Origin of the sequence: Pararhodobacter zhoushanensis (genome assembly GCF_025949695.1) — a bacterium.
Classification (GTDB): Bacteria; Pseudomonadota; Alphaproteobacteria; order Rhodobacterales; family Rhodobacteraceae; genus Pararhodobacter; species Pararhodobacter zhoushanensis_A.
The window spans coordinates 101,278-115,781 of the sequence record NZ_JAPDFL010000001.1 but is presented as its reverse complement, the minus strand read 5'-3'; the positions used below and the strand labels follow the sequence as shown (position 1 = coordinate 115,781).

12 protein-coding genes and 1 pseudogene are annotated in these 14,504 nt (G+C 66.3%); all 13 read left to right on the top strand.

Annotated elements, in window-relative coordinates:
- Positions 1-2: 2 nt before the first annotated feature.
- Positions 3-1,487, top strand: coding sequence for a carotenoid oxygenase family protein (locus tag OKW52_RS00590; RefSeq protein ID WP_264503976.1), 1,485 nt, complete (start codon positions 3-5; stop codon positions 1,485-1,487).
- Positions 1,487-1,894 carry a lipocalin-like domain-containing protein gene (locus tag OKW52_RS00585; RefSeq protein WP_264503975.1) on the top strand — a complete coding sequence of 136 codons (408 nt, stop codon included), beginning with the start codon at positions 1,487-1,489 and terminating at the stop codon, positions 1,892-1,894. The genes OKW52_RS00590 and OKW52_RS00585 overlap by 1 nt, the downstream gene beginning before the upstream one ends.
- On the top strand, positions 1,894-3,567 hold the full coding sequence (locus tag OKW52_RS00580; RefSeq protein ID WP_264503974.1) for an aldehyde dehydrogenase family protein: 1,674 nt from the start codon (positions 1,894-1,896) through the stop codon (positions 3,565-3,567). Before OKW52_RS00585 ends, OKW52_RS00580 begins: the two co-directional genes overlap by 1 nt.
- A pseudogene (locus tag OKW52_RS00575) lies at positions 3,557-4,414 on the top strand (NAD(P)H-dependent flavin oxidoreductase); the annotation flags it as partial. The gene OKW52_RS00580 and the pseudogene OKW52_RS00575, both read left to right, overlap by 11 nt.
- Positions 4,415-4,472: 58 nt before the next feature.
- A complete protein-coding gene (locus OKW52_RS00570) occupies positions 4,473-5,681 on the top strand; it encodes an acetyl-CoA acetyltransferase (RefSeq protein ID WP_264503973.1) in 1,209 nt (402 codons plus the stop codon).
- Positions 5,682-5,784: 103 nt separating this feature from the next.
- Complete coding sequence (locus OKW52_RS00565) at positions 5,785-6,888, top strand: acetyl-CoA C-acyltransferase (RefSeq protein ID WP_264503972.1); 1,104 nt, start codon at positions 5,785-5,787, stop codon at positions 6,886-6,888.
- The gene (locus OKW52_RS00560) at positions 6,885-7,820 is read left to right on the top strand and encodes a winged helix-turn-helix transcriptional regulator (protein WP_264503971.1); all 936 of its coding nucleotides are present in this window, start codon (positions 6,885-6,887) and stop codon (positions 7,818-7,820) included. The genes OKW52_RS00565 and OKW52_RS00560 overlap by 4 nt, the downstream gene beginning before the upstream one ends.
- Positions 7,817-8,701 (top strand): branched-chain amino acid ABC transporter permease, encoded by an 885-nt coding sequence (locus OKW52_RS00555; RefSeq protein WP_264503970.1) that lies wholly within the window; start codon positions 7,817-7,819, stop codon positions 8,699-8,701. Before OKW52_RS00560 ends, OKW52_RS00555 begins: the two co-directional genes overlap by 4 nt.
- 3 nt (positions 8,702-8,704) lie before the next feature.
- On the top strand, positions 8,705-9,781 hold the full coding sequence (locus tag OKW52_RS00550; RefSeq protein WP_264503969.1) for a branched-chain amino acid ABC transporter permease: 1,077 nt from the start codon (positions 8,705-8,707) through the stop codon (positions 9,779-9,781).
- Positions 9,778-10,542: an ABC transporter ATP-binding protein gene (locus OKW52_RS00545; RefSeq protein ID WP_264503968.1), complete on the top strand. Its 765-nt coding sequence runs from the start codon at positions 9,778-9,780 to the stop codon at positions 10,540-10,542. Before OKW52_RS00550 ends, OKW52_RS00545 begins: the two co-directional genes overlap by 4 nt.
- Before the next feature lie 2 nt (positions 10,543-10,544).
- On the top strand, positions 10,545-11,315 hold the full coding sequence (locus OKW52_RS00540) for an ABC transporter ATP-binding protein (RefSeq protein ID WP_319800440.1): 771 nt from the start codon (positions 10,545-10,547) through the stop codon (positions 11,313-11,315).
- Positions 11,312-13,147: an AMP-dependent synthetase/ligase gene (locus tag OKW52_RS00535; protein ID WP_264503966.1), complete on the top strand. Its 1,836-nt coding sequence runs from the start codon at positions 11,312-11,314 to the stop codon at positions 13,145-13,147. The genes OKW52_RS00540 and OKW52_RS00535 overlap by 4 nt, the downstream gene beginning before the upstream one ends.
- 69 nt (positions 13,148-13,216) lie before the next feature.
- Complete coding sequence (locus OKW52_RS00530; protein ID WP_264503965.1) at positions 13,217-14,389, top strand: ABC transporter substrate-binding protein; 1,173 nt, start codon at positions 13,217-13,219, stop codon at positions 14,387-14,389.
- Positions 14,390-14,504: the final 115 nt, after the last annotated feature.

Genomic DNA, 14,504 nt, shown 5'->3' with positions numbered 1-14,504 from the left:
TCATGAGTGTAAACCATATCCCCGACGAGCAGGACTGGTTCGTCCCAAACGCCAGCATGGCCGGGCCCTTCGCGCCCAACAATGTGGAAAGCGTCGAGCAGGATCTTGAGGTCATCGGCGAATTGCCCAGCGATCTCAACGGTCTCTACGTCCGCAACGGACCGTCGCCCGCGCATGCGCCGCATGGCAAATACCACTGGTTCGACGGTGACGGCATGCTGCATGCCGTGCGGTTTGAGGGCGGCAAGGCGACCTATCGCAACCGGTTCGTCCAAACCGACGGGTTGAAGGCCGAGAAAGCGGCGGGTGAACCCCTGTGGCCCGGTCTGAAAGAGCGCATGCCCGAGGGCGTGCTGCCCGATGACGCGATGAAGAACGTCTCCAACACCGATGTGAAGTTCCACAACGGCAAGCTCTATTCGATGTGGTATCGCGGCGGCGCGGTTTATACCGTCGATCCCGGCAGTCTGATCACGCTGGGCAAGCTGGAACAGGACCCGCGTCTGGTGGGCCTGCAAATCTCGGCCCACAGCCGTGTGGATGAGGCGACGGGCGAGTTCATGTTCTTCGCCTATGGCAACCGCCATCCCTATATGCATTACGGGGTGATCGGGGCCGATGGTGCGCTGAAAACCTTCATGCCGGTCGAACTGCCCGGCCCGCGCCTGCCGCACGACTGCGCGATCACGCAGAACTACACGATCCTGCATGACTTCCCGCTGATCAACACCCCCGCCGCGCTGGAGCGGGGCCGCTACAGCCTTGAGTTCCATCAGGACTGGCCGACCCGCTACGCCGTCATCCCGCGCCACGGCACGCCCGAGCAGATCCGCTGGTTCGAGTTCAAACCGCGCTACATGCTGCACGTCGCGAATGCGTGGGAAGAGGTGAACGCACAGGGCGAGACCGAGATCGTCATGCTGGGCACGCCTTACGTCAACCCGCGCGGCTATGACGGGGGCCTGGATGTGCAGAAACTGCTCTACACCATCGGCACGCAAGGCACGGATTACGAGCTCTACCAGTGGCGCATGAACCTGACGACGGGGATGACACGCGAAGGGGTGGTCGATGACATCCTGAACACCGAATTCCCGATGATCAACACGGCGTTTCAGGGCCGCAAGAACCGCTTCACCTATAACGTGCTGATGGGCCGCCCGCGCACGCTGGAACAGCCGCATTTCGCCGGGCTGGTGAAGTACGACCTGCAGACCGGCGCCGCGCTCGCCTATCATCCGGGCGAGGGGTACTGGTTTTCCGAGGCACCCTTCGCGCCGCGTGACGGGGCGACCGAAGAGGACGACGGCTATGTCGTGGGCTTCGTGTGGAACGGGTTGGCGAACCGGTCCGAGGTCTGGGTCACCGATGCGCGCGACATCGCCAAGGGGCCGGTCGCGCGGGTGATCCTGAAACACCGGGTGCCGCACGGGTTTCATTCGTGCTGGGTGCGCGGCGATCAGTTGAGCGCGGCGCAGGTGGCGTGATGCTGGAAGGAACGTGGAAACTGCTGGGTTGGGAAATCGAGTCAGGGGATGGGCGCGTTGCCCATCCCTTTGGCCCCGACGCCACGGGTCTCATTCACTATACCGCTGACGGTGGGATGGCGGCGTGCATCGCACGGGCGGATCGTCCGCGCTGGAGCACCGGCAACCCGCGCAAGGCGCCTGACGCCGAACGGCTGGCCGCGTTCGAGAGCTATTTTCACTACGCCGGGACGTGGCGGATCGAGGAACGCGACGGGCAAACCGTGGTGATCCATTCGGTGACCCACAGCCTGAACCCCGATTTCGTCGGCTCGGAACAGGTCCGCAACGTTGATTTGCAGGGCGACCGCCTGACGCTCTCTGCACAGGAAGGCCCGCGCCATCATCGGCTGCGGTGGAGGCGCTGATGTTTGACCATGCAAAGACCTTTGAGCGCGCGCAAGCTGCCTGCGCCAGCCGCGAATGCTGGTCGCCTTTCCCTGAGATGCCAAAGCTTTACCCCGATGCCGATATCGCCGCCCCCGCCGGGCTGGCCGCGTTCGAGGCGCTGCTGGGCCAGCCCTTTGCGCTGGATCTGCCGGGTGTGACCGGCTGGGTGGGCGAGGAAATCTCGCCCTACACCCAAGCGCCCTTGGGCATCACCTATCCGCAGGCCGACCCCGATACGCTGTTCGCCGCCGCCAAGGCCGCGATCCCGTCTTGGGCTGCCGCTGATATCGACACCCGGCTGATGCTGTTGATGGAAGGGCTGGACCGCCTCTACCGTGACCATCTGTTCACGCTGGTCAACGCGGTCATGCACACGGCCGGGCAGAGCTATAACATGGCCTATGCCGGGTCCGGCGTGAACGCGCTCGATCGCGGGATCGAGGCGCTGGTCTATGCCGAGCAGGCGATGCGCGCCGTGGCCCCCAGCGCGCGCTGGGCGCGGCGGTTCGGGCCGTCCGAGATCGCGCTGGAGAAAACCTACCGCCTGATCCCGCGCGGTGTGGCGGTGTGCTTCACCTGCGCCAGCTTTGCGACGTGGAACGCCTGGCCGTCGATGCTGGCCAGCCTCGCCACCGGCAACGCGGTGATCCTCAAGCCGCACCCGGCCAGCGTGCTGCCGATGGCGCTGACCGTGCGGGTGTTTCGTGCGCTGCTGGCCGAGCAGGGGTTCGATCCCAATCTGGTGACGCTCTGTCTGGATACGGTCGCCGCGCCCCTGGGCAAGGTGCTGATCAAGCACCCCGCGTGCGCGATTGTCGATTTCACCGGCTCGGCGCGCTTTGGGCACTGGGTCGAGGCCAACGCACACCCGGCGCTGGCGTTCACCGAAACCTCGGGTTGCAACACGGTCGTGCTGGCCGGAGCCGAGGATCTGGACGCCGCGATCCGCGCGCTGGCCACCACGATGTGCATGTTCTCGGCGCAGATGTGCACCAGCCCGCAGAACGTCTATCTGCCGCCGGTCATCGACACGCCCGCAGGCCCGGTGCCGCGCGACGTCGTGGCGCAGAAGCTGGCCGATGCCATCGCCGCCCTGACGCAAGACCCGCGCAAGGCGTCGATGATCCTTGCCACCGTGCAGGCCGAACCGACGCTGGGGCTGATTGGGTGGGTGCGCGAACAGGCCCAGTCGCGGGGCCGCGTGCTGCTCGACAGCCGCGCCTATCCGCACCTCGATTTCCCCAAGGCCCGCACCGCGACGCCGCTGCTGGTGCAACTGGGCAAGGACGCGCGCGACCTTTACGCCGAGGAACGCTTTGGTCCCATTGGCTTTGTGATCGACTGCGACAGTGCTGAGGATGCGCTGGCCCAAGCCACCACGGACGCCCGCAACAATGGCGGGATCACCGGTTTCCTCTATGCCCGCGACGAGGCTTTCATCACGCGGGCCGAGGATGCCTATGCCCAGGCCGGTGCCCAGCTGACCATCAACCTGACCGGTGCGATGCCGCTCAATTTTGCCGCTGCCTACAGCGATTACCACGTCACCGGCCTGAACGGCGCGGGCAATGCGACGCTGACCACGCTCGGTTTCGTCGCCCCGCGCTTTGCCGTGACGCAATCCAGACGACCCGTGAGGAATGATGCCTGATACCCTGCGCCTGCCGGTCTTTGCCGCGCCGATGTTCCTGATCTCGGGCCCTGATCTGGTGATCGCGGCCTGCAAGGCGGGGATCGTCGGTGCGTTTCCGACCCCCAACGCCCGCACGCAAGAGCAGCTGGATGACTGGATGACCCGGATCACCGCCGAAGTGGGCGATGCGCCGTGGTGCGCCAATCTGGTGACGCATTCCACCAACGCCCGCCTGCCGCAGGATCTGGAGATGATCGCCAAGCACAAGCCGCCCTTCGTGGTGACCGCGCTCGGCTCGCCCAAACCGGCGATCGAGACGGTGCATGCTTACGGCGGCAAGGTCATCGCCGATGTGACCACCGTGAAGCTGGCGCGCAAGGCGGTCGAGGCCGGGGCGGACGGGCTGGCCTGCATCTGTGCCGGCGCGGGCGGGCATACCGGCACGCTGTCGCCCTTTGCCTTTGTCAGCGCGGTGCGGTCGTTCTTTGACGGGATCGTCATCGTCGGCGGCGGCATCAGCGATGGCTGGGGTGTTGCCGGAGCCGTCGCGGCGGGGGCGGATTACGTCTACATGGGCACCTCGTTCATCGCGGCCAGCGAGAGCATGGCGCCCGAGGCGTACAAGGACATGGTGGTCGCCGCGCAGATCGAAGATCTGCTGGTCAGTGCCGGGATCACCGGCACGCCCGCCAGCTGGCTGAAGCCGTCCTTGCGCGCCAACGGGCTGGACCCTGACGCCATGCCGGACGCCCCCAACCGCGCCTATGACAGCAATCAGAGCTTCAAGGGCAAGCGCTGGGCGGATGTCTGGGCGGCGGGGCAGGGCGTGGGCGCGGTGACGGCAACCGAGCCGGTCGCGGCCATTGTCGCGCGTCTGGCGGGCGAGTTTGACGCTGCCGTGGTGCGGCTGGGGCGGGGGTGGCATGACCTATATCTTAGGCAGTTCGCAAAGCGATTTCGCCCGCGCCTGGTCGCGGGAAGGGCTGGATCTGTCGGACATGATCCGCGCATCCGTTCTGGATGCGCTGGAAGATGCGCAGGTCGATGCCGGCCAGATCGCCAGCATCCATGTCGGCAATGCCTTCGGCGAGATGCAGCGCGGGCAGGCGCATCTGGGCGCCATGGTCGCGCAGGTGGTGCCGGAACTGTGGGGCGTGCCCGCGATGCGGCATGAGGGGGCTTGTGCGTCGTCCTCGCTGGCCGTGCTGACCGCGATGGCCGAGATCGAGGCGGGGCGGTATGACTGCGTGCTGGTGGTCGGGGCCGAGGAATTCAAGAACACCAAGGGCGATGTCGCCTCGGTCAACCAGAACGCCGCGGGCTGGCTGGGGCGTGAGGATATCGACTGCAAATTCCTGTGGCCCGCGGTGTTTGGGCTGGCCGCGCAGGAATATGACCGGCGCTATGGGCTGGATCGCAAATATCTGAACCGCATCGCGGAACTAAATTACGCGAATGCCCGAAAGAACCCGCTGGCGCAGACGCGCGGCTGGGAATTCACCGATCTCAGCTTCACCGATGACGACTTCGCCAATCCGGTGATCGAGCCGGGCACGCGTCGGCAGGATTGCGGGCAGATCACCGATGGCGCGGCCTCGCTGGTGCTGGCCTCGCCTGCCTTCGCTGCCGAGTGGTCGCGCCGCACCGGCAAGCGCGCGGCGAAGATCGCAGGCTGGGGGCATCACAACGCAGGTCTGCGGTTCCGCGACAAGCTGGAACGCAGCGGCGCGTATGTCTTCCCGCATGTGCGCCAGACGATCGAGGATGCGTGGAAACGCGCCGGGATTGGCGGGATCGAGGCGGTCAGCGGGGTTGAGACGCACGATTGTTTCACCACCACCGAATACATCGCCATCGACCATCTGGGCCTGACCGCGCCCGGCCAAAGCTGGCAGGCGGTCGAGGATGGCACCATCGAGCATGGCGGGCGCTGCCCGGTGAACATGTCCGGCGGGTTGATCGGCTGCGGGCATCCGGTCGGTGCGACCGGCACGCGCATGCTGCGCGACGCGGCGCGGCAGGTGCTGGGGCAGGCGGGCGACCTGCAGATCGAAGGCGCGCAGCGGATGCAGACGTTGAATATTGGCGGCTCTTTCGGGACCGTCGTGAGTTTTGTGGTCGAGGCCCAGTAAGAGGCCGGACCAGACCGAAGGGGGACACGATGACCGAAATCGTCATCATCGACGCGCTGCGTACGCCGCGCGGGCGGGGAATGCAAAGGGCGCTCTGCATAGCGTGAAGCCGGTGGATCTGCTGGCCGCGCCCTTGCGGGCGCTGGCTGATCGGCACGGGCATCACCCGCTGGCCGATGCGATCTTTGGCTGCGTCACGCAGACCGCCGAGCAGGGGGCCAACATCGGCAAGCTGGGGCTGATCGCGGCGGGCTATCCTGACGCGGTGCCGGGCCTGACCATCAACCGTTATTGCGCCAGCGGGATTACCGCTGTCGGGCTGGCCGCGCTGCGCGCGCAGGCGGCGGACGGGCTGGCGATTGGCGGCGGGGTCGAGAGCATGTCGCGGGTGCCGATGGCCTCGGACAAGGGCGCGCTGACCCATGATTTCGACTTCCAGAAGGCTGCCGGGCTGATCCCGATTGGCATCAGTGCCGATGCTGTGGCGACGGCCGAGGGGTTTTCCCGCGCCGACTGCGACGCCTTCGCGGCGGAAAGCCAGCGCCGGGCGGTGGCGGCGCGTGAGAGCGGGGCCTTTGCCTCGCTGGTGCCGGTTGGCGAGGTGACCGCCGACGAAACCCCGCGCGCCGGAACCAGCGCCGAGGGGCTGGCCGCGCTGGCCCCTGCCTTTGCCGAGATGGGCGAAAAATACGGGCTGGATGCGGCGATCATGGCGCATACCGGGCTGGTCCGGATCGAGCATGTTCACCACGCGGGCAACTCGCCGGCGATGGCCGACGGGGCGTCGGCGGTGCTGCTGGGAACTGCGGCGGCGGCTGAGCGCGCCGGGCTGAAACCCCGCGCGCGCATTCTCGCGGTGGCTGAGTTGTCGGTGGACCGGGTGCTGGCGCTGACCGGCTCGGTCGAGGCCGCGCAGGCGGCACTGGCGAAAGCGGGTCTCACCGCTGACGACATCGATCTTTTTGAGGTCAACGAAAGCTTCGCCGCCCTCGCCCTGCATTTCGCCCGCCATATGGACGTGCCGCTGGACCGGCTCAACGTTAACGGCGGCGCGATTGCGCTGGGGCATGCGATGGGCTCGACCGGGGCCGCGCTGATCGGCACCGCGCTGGACGCGCTGGAACGCCGAGGCGAAAAGCGCGCGCTGATCGCGGCCTGTGGCGCGGCAGGCCTCGCCTCGGCCCTGATCATCGAGCGCATCGCATGAGCCAACAGCCCGATCTCGATCTGATCCGCGACGCGCTGTTGACTTCGACGCTGAGCCATGCGCTCAAGCTGATCGGCGACCGCTGGACGATGCAGATCCTGATGGGCGCCTTCATGGGCGTCAAACGCTTCGACGATTTCCAGACCAAGCTGGGCATCCCCCGGCGCACGCTGTCGGAACGGCTGAAAGCCATGGTCCAGATGGATCTGCTGCGCCCGCGTCTGTATCAGGAACGGCCCGAGCGTTTCGCCTATCACCTGACCCACAAGGGCATGGCGATCTACGAGGCGACGTTGATGACCTGGGACTGGGAGCAGCGTTTCGGGGAAAACCGCATCGAGCTGCCGACCCGGCTGGTCCACAAGACCTGCGGCCATGGCTTCATGCCGCAAATGACCTGCGAGGCCTGCGGCGAAGTGGTCACGCTGCGCGATCTGGATCTGGGCCTGAAACCCAACCCGCATCTGCCGCATGACCCGGCAGCGCCGATGCGCACGCCCAAGGTGACGGTGAATGACGGCGCGATGGCCAATCTGGCGCTGCGCATGGACCGCTGGACGCTGATGATCATTTCGGCGCTGATCCTTGGCTGTCGGCACTTCGACCAGATCGCCCACGTGCTGCGCATCAGCCCGCCGCTGCTCAGCCGCCGCCTGACCGCGATGATCGACGCGGGGCTGATGACGGTGGAACCCGACCGCGAGGATGGTCGCCGCCGCGTCTATCTGCTGACCGCCGCCAGCCGGGGGTTGTTCCCCTATATCGTGCTGCTCAGCACGTGGTCGTCCGAGCATCTTTTCAACGAGCAAAGCTCGATCCGTCCGCGCCACAAGGCCTGCGGCAAGGCCTTTATCCCCCGCGCGACCTGCGGCCATTGCCACGACCGGCTCAAGGCCTGGGACGTGCGTTTCGAGACAGGAGAGACCGCATGAGCAGCGCGCTGGAACTCTTTGCGCAGCTGACCGTCAACGGCATCGCCGTGGGCGCGATCTATGCGCTGGTTGCCTTGGGGATCGTGCTGATCCACAAGGCAACCGAGGTGCTGAACTTCGCCCATGGCGACCTGCTGGTGCTGTCGGCCTTTTCGGCCTGGGCGCTGATCGAAGGCGCGGGCCTGCCTTTCTGGCTGGTGCTGCCCATCGTCGCGCTGGGCATCGGCGTGGTGTCTTACGGCATCGACGCCGTGATCGTGCGCCGCATCGCCGGGCAGCCGCAATTCGCCGGGGTCATGCTGACCATCGCGCTGGCCTTCATGCTGCGCGGGCTGGTGATGATGGGCTTTGGCACGGATTCGCAAAGCTATGACACGCCGTGGTCGGGGCAATCGACCACGGTGCTGGGCGTCACCATCGCCGACCTGTCGCTGGTGATCATGGGTGTGGTCTTTGTCATCGCCGCGCTGCTGTGGGTGTTCTTTCGCAAGACCCGGCTGGGCGTGGCGATGCAGGCCTCCAGCCAGAACCAGTTGGCCGCGCATCTGAACGGCGTGCGGGTCAAGCGGCTGAATTCGCTGGTCTGGGCGCTGGCCGGGGTGACGGCGGCGATTGCCGGGATGTTTCTGGCTCCGGTCACGCTGGTCGACACCGCGCTGTGGCTGATCACATTGAAGGCGCTGGCGGCAATCGTGCTGGGCGGTTTCGGCAGCCTGCCGGGCGCGGTGCTGGGCGGCGTGCTGATCGGCCTGATCGAGCAATACGCGGGCGTCTATCTGCCCGACGGTTTCAAGGACATCGCGGCCTATCTGGTGCTGATCGCGGTGTTGATCCTCAAGCCCAACGGGCTGTTGGGCGATGCACATGGGCGGAGGGTCTGAGCGATGCGGTTCGATTATCATACACGCTATCGGCAGGGCTTTGCGCTGCTGCGGCACCCGTCCGACTGGCTGGCTTACGGGTTGCTGGCCGTGGTTCTGCTGGCGCTGCCGCTGTTTGCGTCGACCTATCTGATCGGTGAGCTGGGCTATGTACTGATCCTGTGCATCGCCGCGATGGGGCTGATGGCGCTGACCGGCTTTACCGGGCAGGTCAGTCTGGGCCATGCCAGCTTTGTCGCCATCGGGGCCTATGCCCATGCGTGGCTGCTGGCGCAGGGGGTGCCGTTTGTGCTGGCGCTGCCGCTGGCCGGGGTGATCTCGGCCGGGGCTGGGCTGGTGGTGGGCATTCCCGCGATCCGGGTGTCGGGCCTGTATCTGGCGATGGTGACGCTGGCGTTTTCCATCGTGGTCGAGCAGGTCATCGGCCTGTGGCGCGGGGTGACCGGCGGGTTCATGGGGATGCTGGTGGAAACGCCGCGTATCCTTGGCGTGTCGGTCGGGGCGCCGAAATACTTCTACTATGTCTGCCTGTTCATCGCCGTTCTGGTGCTGCTGGCACTGGCCAATCTGATGCGCTCAGGCATTGGTCGCGCCTTTACCGGCGTGCGCGATTCCGAGGCAGCGGCCTATGCGCTGGGCATCGAGGTCAAGCGCGTCAAGGTCGGGGCCTTTGGCCTGTCTGCCGGGATCACCGGGCTGGCGGGCGCGCTGATGGCGCATCACATCGGCTACCTCACGCCCGACGCTTTCACCCTGCTGTTGTCGCTGGATCTGGTGCTGATGGTGGTCATCGGCGGCATGGGCAGCCTGCGCGGGGCAATCCTTGGCGCGGTGCTGATCAGCTTCCTGCCCAAGGGCGTCGCGCTGCTGAAATCCGCGCTGCCCGACGCGATGGCGCGGCAATCGGGGCTGGAGATCTTTGTCGCCGGTCTGGTGCTGGCGCTGTTCGTGCTGTTCGAACCGATGGGGCTGAACGGTCGCTGGCTCAAGCTGCGCGCACTGTTTGAAAGCTTTCCGCTCTACCGCCGCGACACCTTCCGCCGTCAGAAAACCTATATGAAATCGGAGCGCAGCCGATGACCGGACCCTTGCTGGAACTCGACAAGGTGGCGCTGCATTTCGGCGGGTTGGCGGCGATCTCGGATCTGTCGATCAGCGTCAACGCCGGTGAGGTGCTGGCGGTGATCGGGCCGAACGGGGCGGGCAAGACCTCGATGCTCAATCTGGTCACGCGGGTGTTCGAGGCCACCAAAGGCCGCATCCTGTTCAAGGGGCAGGACATTGCCCGCGCGCCGCGCTCGAAGATCGCGCATCTGGGCATTGCGCGGACGTTCCAGAACATCGAGCTGTTCGATGCCGCCAGCGTTCTGGACAACCTGCTGCTGGGCCGTCACCGCTTTGGGGCCGGTGCGTGGTGGCAGCAGGTGCTGCGCACGCCGGGCCTGACGCGGCGTGAAGAAGACCACCGCGCCAAGGTCGAAACGGTGATCGAATTTCTGGATCTGTCGGCATGGCGCAACGCGCGGGTGGCCAGCCTGCCCTACGGCGTGCGCAAGGTGGTCGAACTGGGCCGCGCGCTGTGTTCCGAGCCCGAGATCCTGTTTCTGGACGAGCCCGCCTCGGGCCTGAACCCTGAGGAAACGCGCGATCTGGCCTTCTGGATCGACGATATCCGCACCGATCTGGGCATCACCGTGGTGATGATCGAACACGACATGTCGCTGGTGAGCGCCGTTGCCGACCGCGTGGTCTGCATGGCGCAGGGGCGGGTGCTGGCGCAGGGCACCTCGGCCGAGGTGCAGGCGCATCCCGATGTCATCAGCGCCTATCTGGGGACATGACCATGCTCTTGGACGTACAAAATCTGGAAACATGGTACGGGCCGATTGCCGCGATGAAGGGCGTCAATCTGACCGTGGCCGAGGGGCGCATCACCGCCGTGCTGGGCGCGAATGGCGCGGGCAAGACAACGTTGCTCAATACGCTGGCCGGGGTGGTCGATCCGTTCAAGGGCAAGGTGCTGTTTGAGGGGGGTGAGGTTCAGGGGCTGGACGCCGACGCCGTCGCCCGGCGCGGGCTGGTACTGGTTCCTGAGGGGCGGCAGGTCTACCCGTTCCTGTCGGTGCGCGACAACCTGATGATGGGCGCTTTCGCCCGCCGCGACCGCGACGCGATTGCCCGCGATATCGAGCGGGTCCATCAGTGGTTTCCGCGCCTGAAAGAGCGTGACGCGCAGCACGCGGGCCTGTTGTCGGGCGGCGAGCAGCAGATGGTGGCGATTGGCCGAGCCTATCTGTCCGCGCCCAAGCTGTTGATGCTGGATGAACCCAGCCTCGGCCTGTCGCCGATGCTGACGCAGGAAATCTTCACCATCATCCGCCGCATCCGGGATGAGACCGGCACCGCCGTGCTGGTGGTCGAACAGAACGCCGCCGTCGCGCTCAAGCATGGCGATGACGGCTATATCATGGAGCTGGGGCGCATCGTCGCCGCCGATACCTGCGCCGCGCTGAGCCAGAAGGAAGACGTGCGCGAGGCCTATCTGGGCGGCGGCGGGGGCGAGGGCCTGTCAGGCACCGCGCAACGCTGGAAGCGGAGGAAGACCTGGAGATGAACGCGATGACCCCGCTGCCCGTCAGCTTTGTCGGCCATGACACCCCCGCCCGCGTGTTCCGCGCCCGCGTTGCCGAATGGGGCGACCAGCCTGCCCTGCGCCACAAGCTGCGCGGGCTGTGGCAGAGTTACAGCTGGACCGAGTATTACGCCCGCGCCCGCGCCTTCGGGCTAGCGCTGAACGCGCTGGGTGTGGCGCGGGGCGAGTGCATCGCCGTGCTGGCCGAGAACCGCCCGGAATGGCTGTTCGCCGATCTGGGCGCGCAATGCATGGGGATTGTCGGCAACGGCGTCTATCCCACCGCCGCACCGGAACAGCTGCGCTATATCCTGACGGACTCGGACTGCCGGGTGCTGGTGGTGGAAAATCAAGAGCAGCTGGAAAAGGCGCTGTCGGTCCGCGCCGACTGCCCCCAACTGCTGCGCATTCTGGTGATCGAGCGCGAAGGCCTGCGCAAGCTGGATGACCCGGCGGTCGAATTCTTCGACGATTTCGTCAAGCGCGGTGAGGGGTTGGCGGCGACGCAGGCTGGGCTATTCGAGCAGGCGATCGACGCCAGCCGCCCGCAGGATCTGGCGTTTCTGGTCTATACCTCGGGCACCACGGGCGCGCCCAAGGGGGCGATGATCTCGAACCGCAACGTCGTGTTCCAGATGAGCAAGGCACCCGAATATCTGGATGCCAAGCCGGGCGACAAGTCGCTGAGCTTTCTGCCTTTGTGCCATATCGCCGAGCGCATGGCCTCGGTCTTCAACGCGATTGCGCTGGGGCTGATCGTGCATTTCCCGGAAAACGCGGGCACCGTCAGCAATGACATCCGCGAGGTCGCGCCGCATGTCGTCTTCGCCCCGCCGCGCTTTTGGGAAAAGATGCACAGCCAGATCGAGCTGTTCCTGCGCGACGCCATCGCCCCCGCACGCTGGGTCTACGCTCATGCGCTGGCGCGCGGCGCTGCCAGCGTCGAGGCGCAGCTGGAGGGGCGCAAACCGCCGTCGCAGGGGCCGGTCACGCGGCTGCTGACCCGGCTGGCGTTCCGCAACATCCGCATCTTTCTGGGCCTGCAGAACTGCCGCAGCGCGCTGACCGGCGCGGCCCCGGTGCCGCCCGATCTGATCCGCTGGTTCCTGTCCATCGGCATCGAGCTGCGCGAGGCTTTCGGGATGACCGAAACCGCGGGCTTCGCCGCCTCGACCCCCAAGGGCGCGATCCGGCTGGGCTGGGCAGGCACCCCCGCTGGCGGCACCGAGATCCGCATCGGTGACGCGGGCGAAATCCTGATCCGGGGCGACAACGTCTTTGCCGGCTACTGGCGCAACCCGGAAAAAACCGCCGAGACCGTCACAGCCGACGGCTGGCTGCACACCGGCGATTGCGGCGAGATCAGCGAGGCGGGCTATCTGGCGATCCGCGACCGGATCAAGGACATCATCATCACCGCCGGCGGCAAGAACATCACGCCGACGCAGATCGAAAGCCAGCTCAAGTTCAGCCCCTATATCACCGATGCGGTGGTCATCGGTGAGGGCAAGCGCTTTATCACCGCGTTGGTGATGATCGACCTCGAACACGTCGCGCGTTTCGCGCAGGATCAGGCGATCCCCTATACCGATTTCGCCAGCCTGACCCGCGCGCCCGCCGTGGTCGAGCTGATCCGCGGCGAGATCGAGGCGGTGAACCCGCGTCTCGCCCGCGTCGAGCAGATCAAGAATTTCCGCATCATCGACCAGCTTCTCACAGCCGAAGACGAAGAGCTGACCCCGACGATGAAGCTGAAACGCAAAGTCATCGCGCAGAAATACGCGACGCTTATCAACGGCATGTACCCGTCCTGAGGCGGCAGGGGGAAGGAGGAGCATGTTCGTGATCACAGCAACCCGCCATGTCCATCAAGGGAGGACGCCATGTCTATGAATCGTCGTCAGATGCTTGCCACCAGCGCCGCTGCGCTGGCCTTGGGCGGCAGCCTGCGCCCGGCGCGCGCCGCCGGTGTTTCGGCCGGTGAGATCGTCGTCGGCACCCATCTCGACCTGTCCGGCCCCGCCGCTGCGGGCATGCCCGCGCTGCGCAACGCCACCGAACTGGCGCTGGCGCAGGCCAATGCACAGGGCGGCATCCATGGCCGTCAGGTCCGCCTGATCGTCGAGGATAACGGCAGCCAGCCCCAGCTGGCCGTGCGCGCCGTGCAGAAACTGATCCGCTCGGATGAGGTCTTCGCGCTGCTCAACCCGTTCGGCTCGGGCACCAACGCCGCGACCATCGGCGCGGCGGTCGAGGCGGGCACCGTGGTCTTCGGGCCTTGGGCCGCGTCGGCGATCATGCATCAGGTGGCGGGCGGCTCGCCGCTATTGTTCACCACCGTGCAGAACTACAACACCACGACCGAGCGCGCGCTGAACTGGGCGCTGCCGGAATGGGGCTCGCAGCGCGTCGGCGTGATCTACATGGAGGGTCCGTTCGGTGACCTGATCCGCGCGGGCGTCACCCCGGCGCTGGCCGCCGCAGGGCTGAGCGTGACCGAAGAAGCCGCGTATCGCCCCGGCGACATCGACTTCTCCAGTCAGGTGGCGCGGATGCGCGCGGCCAATGTCGACACGATCATCGCCGCCACGATCACCCGCGAAACGGTCGGTGTCATGGCCGAAATCAAGCGGCTGGGCTGGGACGGCGTCAAGGTTCTGACCGCGATTCCGGGCCGCTCTACCGTGGTGGCGCGTCTGGGCGGGGCGGATACCGAGGGGCTTTACGGCGTCGGCGGCTGGCGTCTGCACGGTGAAGACACCACCGACACCGACGCGCAGGCCTTCATCGCGGCCTACCGTGAGGCCTATGACGCCGTGCCGGACGAGAACGCGGCGAATGCGTATTCCTACACCAACTGGTTCCTGAATTCGCTGCGTGCAGCGGGTGAAGATCTGACCACCGACAGCTTTGTCGAGGGCGCGCGCGCCACGGCGCACAACGACTTCACGACCTACAGCGAGCAAAGCTTCGTCGAGAACCACGCGATGCCCGAAATGGTCTCGGTCGACCGGATCGAAAACGGCGTCTGGGTGCCGCAGACCGAACCGTTCTGATCCACGCTCACCAAAGCTACCCCGCGCCCGGTCCGCCCGGCGCGGGGTTTTTCAGGGGTGCGCAAGGGCCATCGCTCAGGCCGCTATCGGGCAGGGCAAGATTGCCCCTGTCGTC

Bases quoted from the DNA above. Each gene is read 5' to 3' on its own strand.
- OKW52_RS00530 (WP_264503965.1), top strand. From the start codon at position 13,217: ATGTCTATGAATCGTCGTCAGATGCTTGCCACCAGCGCCGCTGCGCTG.
- OKW52_RS00570 (WP_264503973.1), top strand. From the start codon at position 4,473: ATGACCTATATCTTAGGCAGTTCGCAAAGCGATTTCGCCCGCGCCTGG.
- OKW52_RS00585 (WP_264503975.1), top strand. From the start codon at position 1,487: ATGCTGGAAGGAACGTGGAAACTGCTGGGTTGGGAAATCGAGTCAGGG.
- OKW52_RS00590 (WP_264503976.1), top strand. From the start codon at position 3: ATGAGTGTAAACCATATCCCCGACGAGCAGGACTGGTTCGTCCCAAAC.
- OKW52_RS00545 (WP_264503968.1), top strand. From the start codon at position 9,778: ATGACCGGACCCTTGCTGGAACTCGACAAGGTGGCGCTGCATTTCGGC.
- OKW52_RS00550 (WP_264503969.1), top strand. From the start codon at position 8,705: ATGCGGTTCGATTATCATACACGCTATCGGCAGGGCTTTGCGCTGCTG.
- OKW52_RS00555 (WP_264503970.1), top strand. From the start codon at position 7,817: ATGAGCAGCGCGCTGGAACTCTTTGCGCAGCTGACCGTCAACGGCATC.
- OKW52_RS00560 (WP_264503971.1), top strand. From the start codon at position 6,885: ATGAGCCAACAGCCCGATCTCGATCTGATCCGCGACGCGCTGTTGACT.
- OKW52_RS00540 (WP_319800440.1), top strand. From the start codon at position 10,545: ATGCTCTTGGACGTACAAAATCTGGAAACATGGTACGGGCCGATTGCC.
- OKW52_RS00535 (WP_264503966.1), top strand. From the start codon at position 11,312: ATGAACGCGATGACCCCGCTGCCCGTCAGCTTTGTCGGCCATGACACC.
- OKW52_RS00580 (WP_264503974.1), top strand. From the start codon at position 1,894: ATGTTTGACCATGCAAAGACCTTTGAGCGCGCGCAAGCTGCCTGCGCC.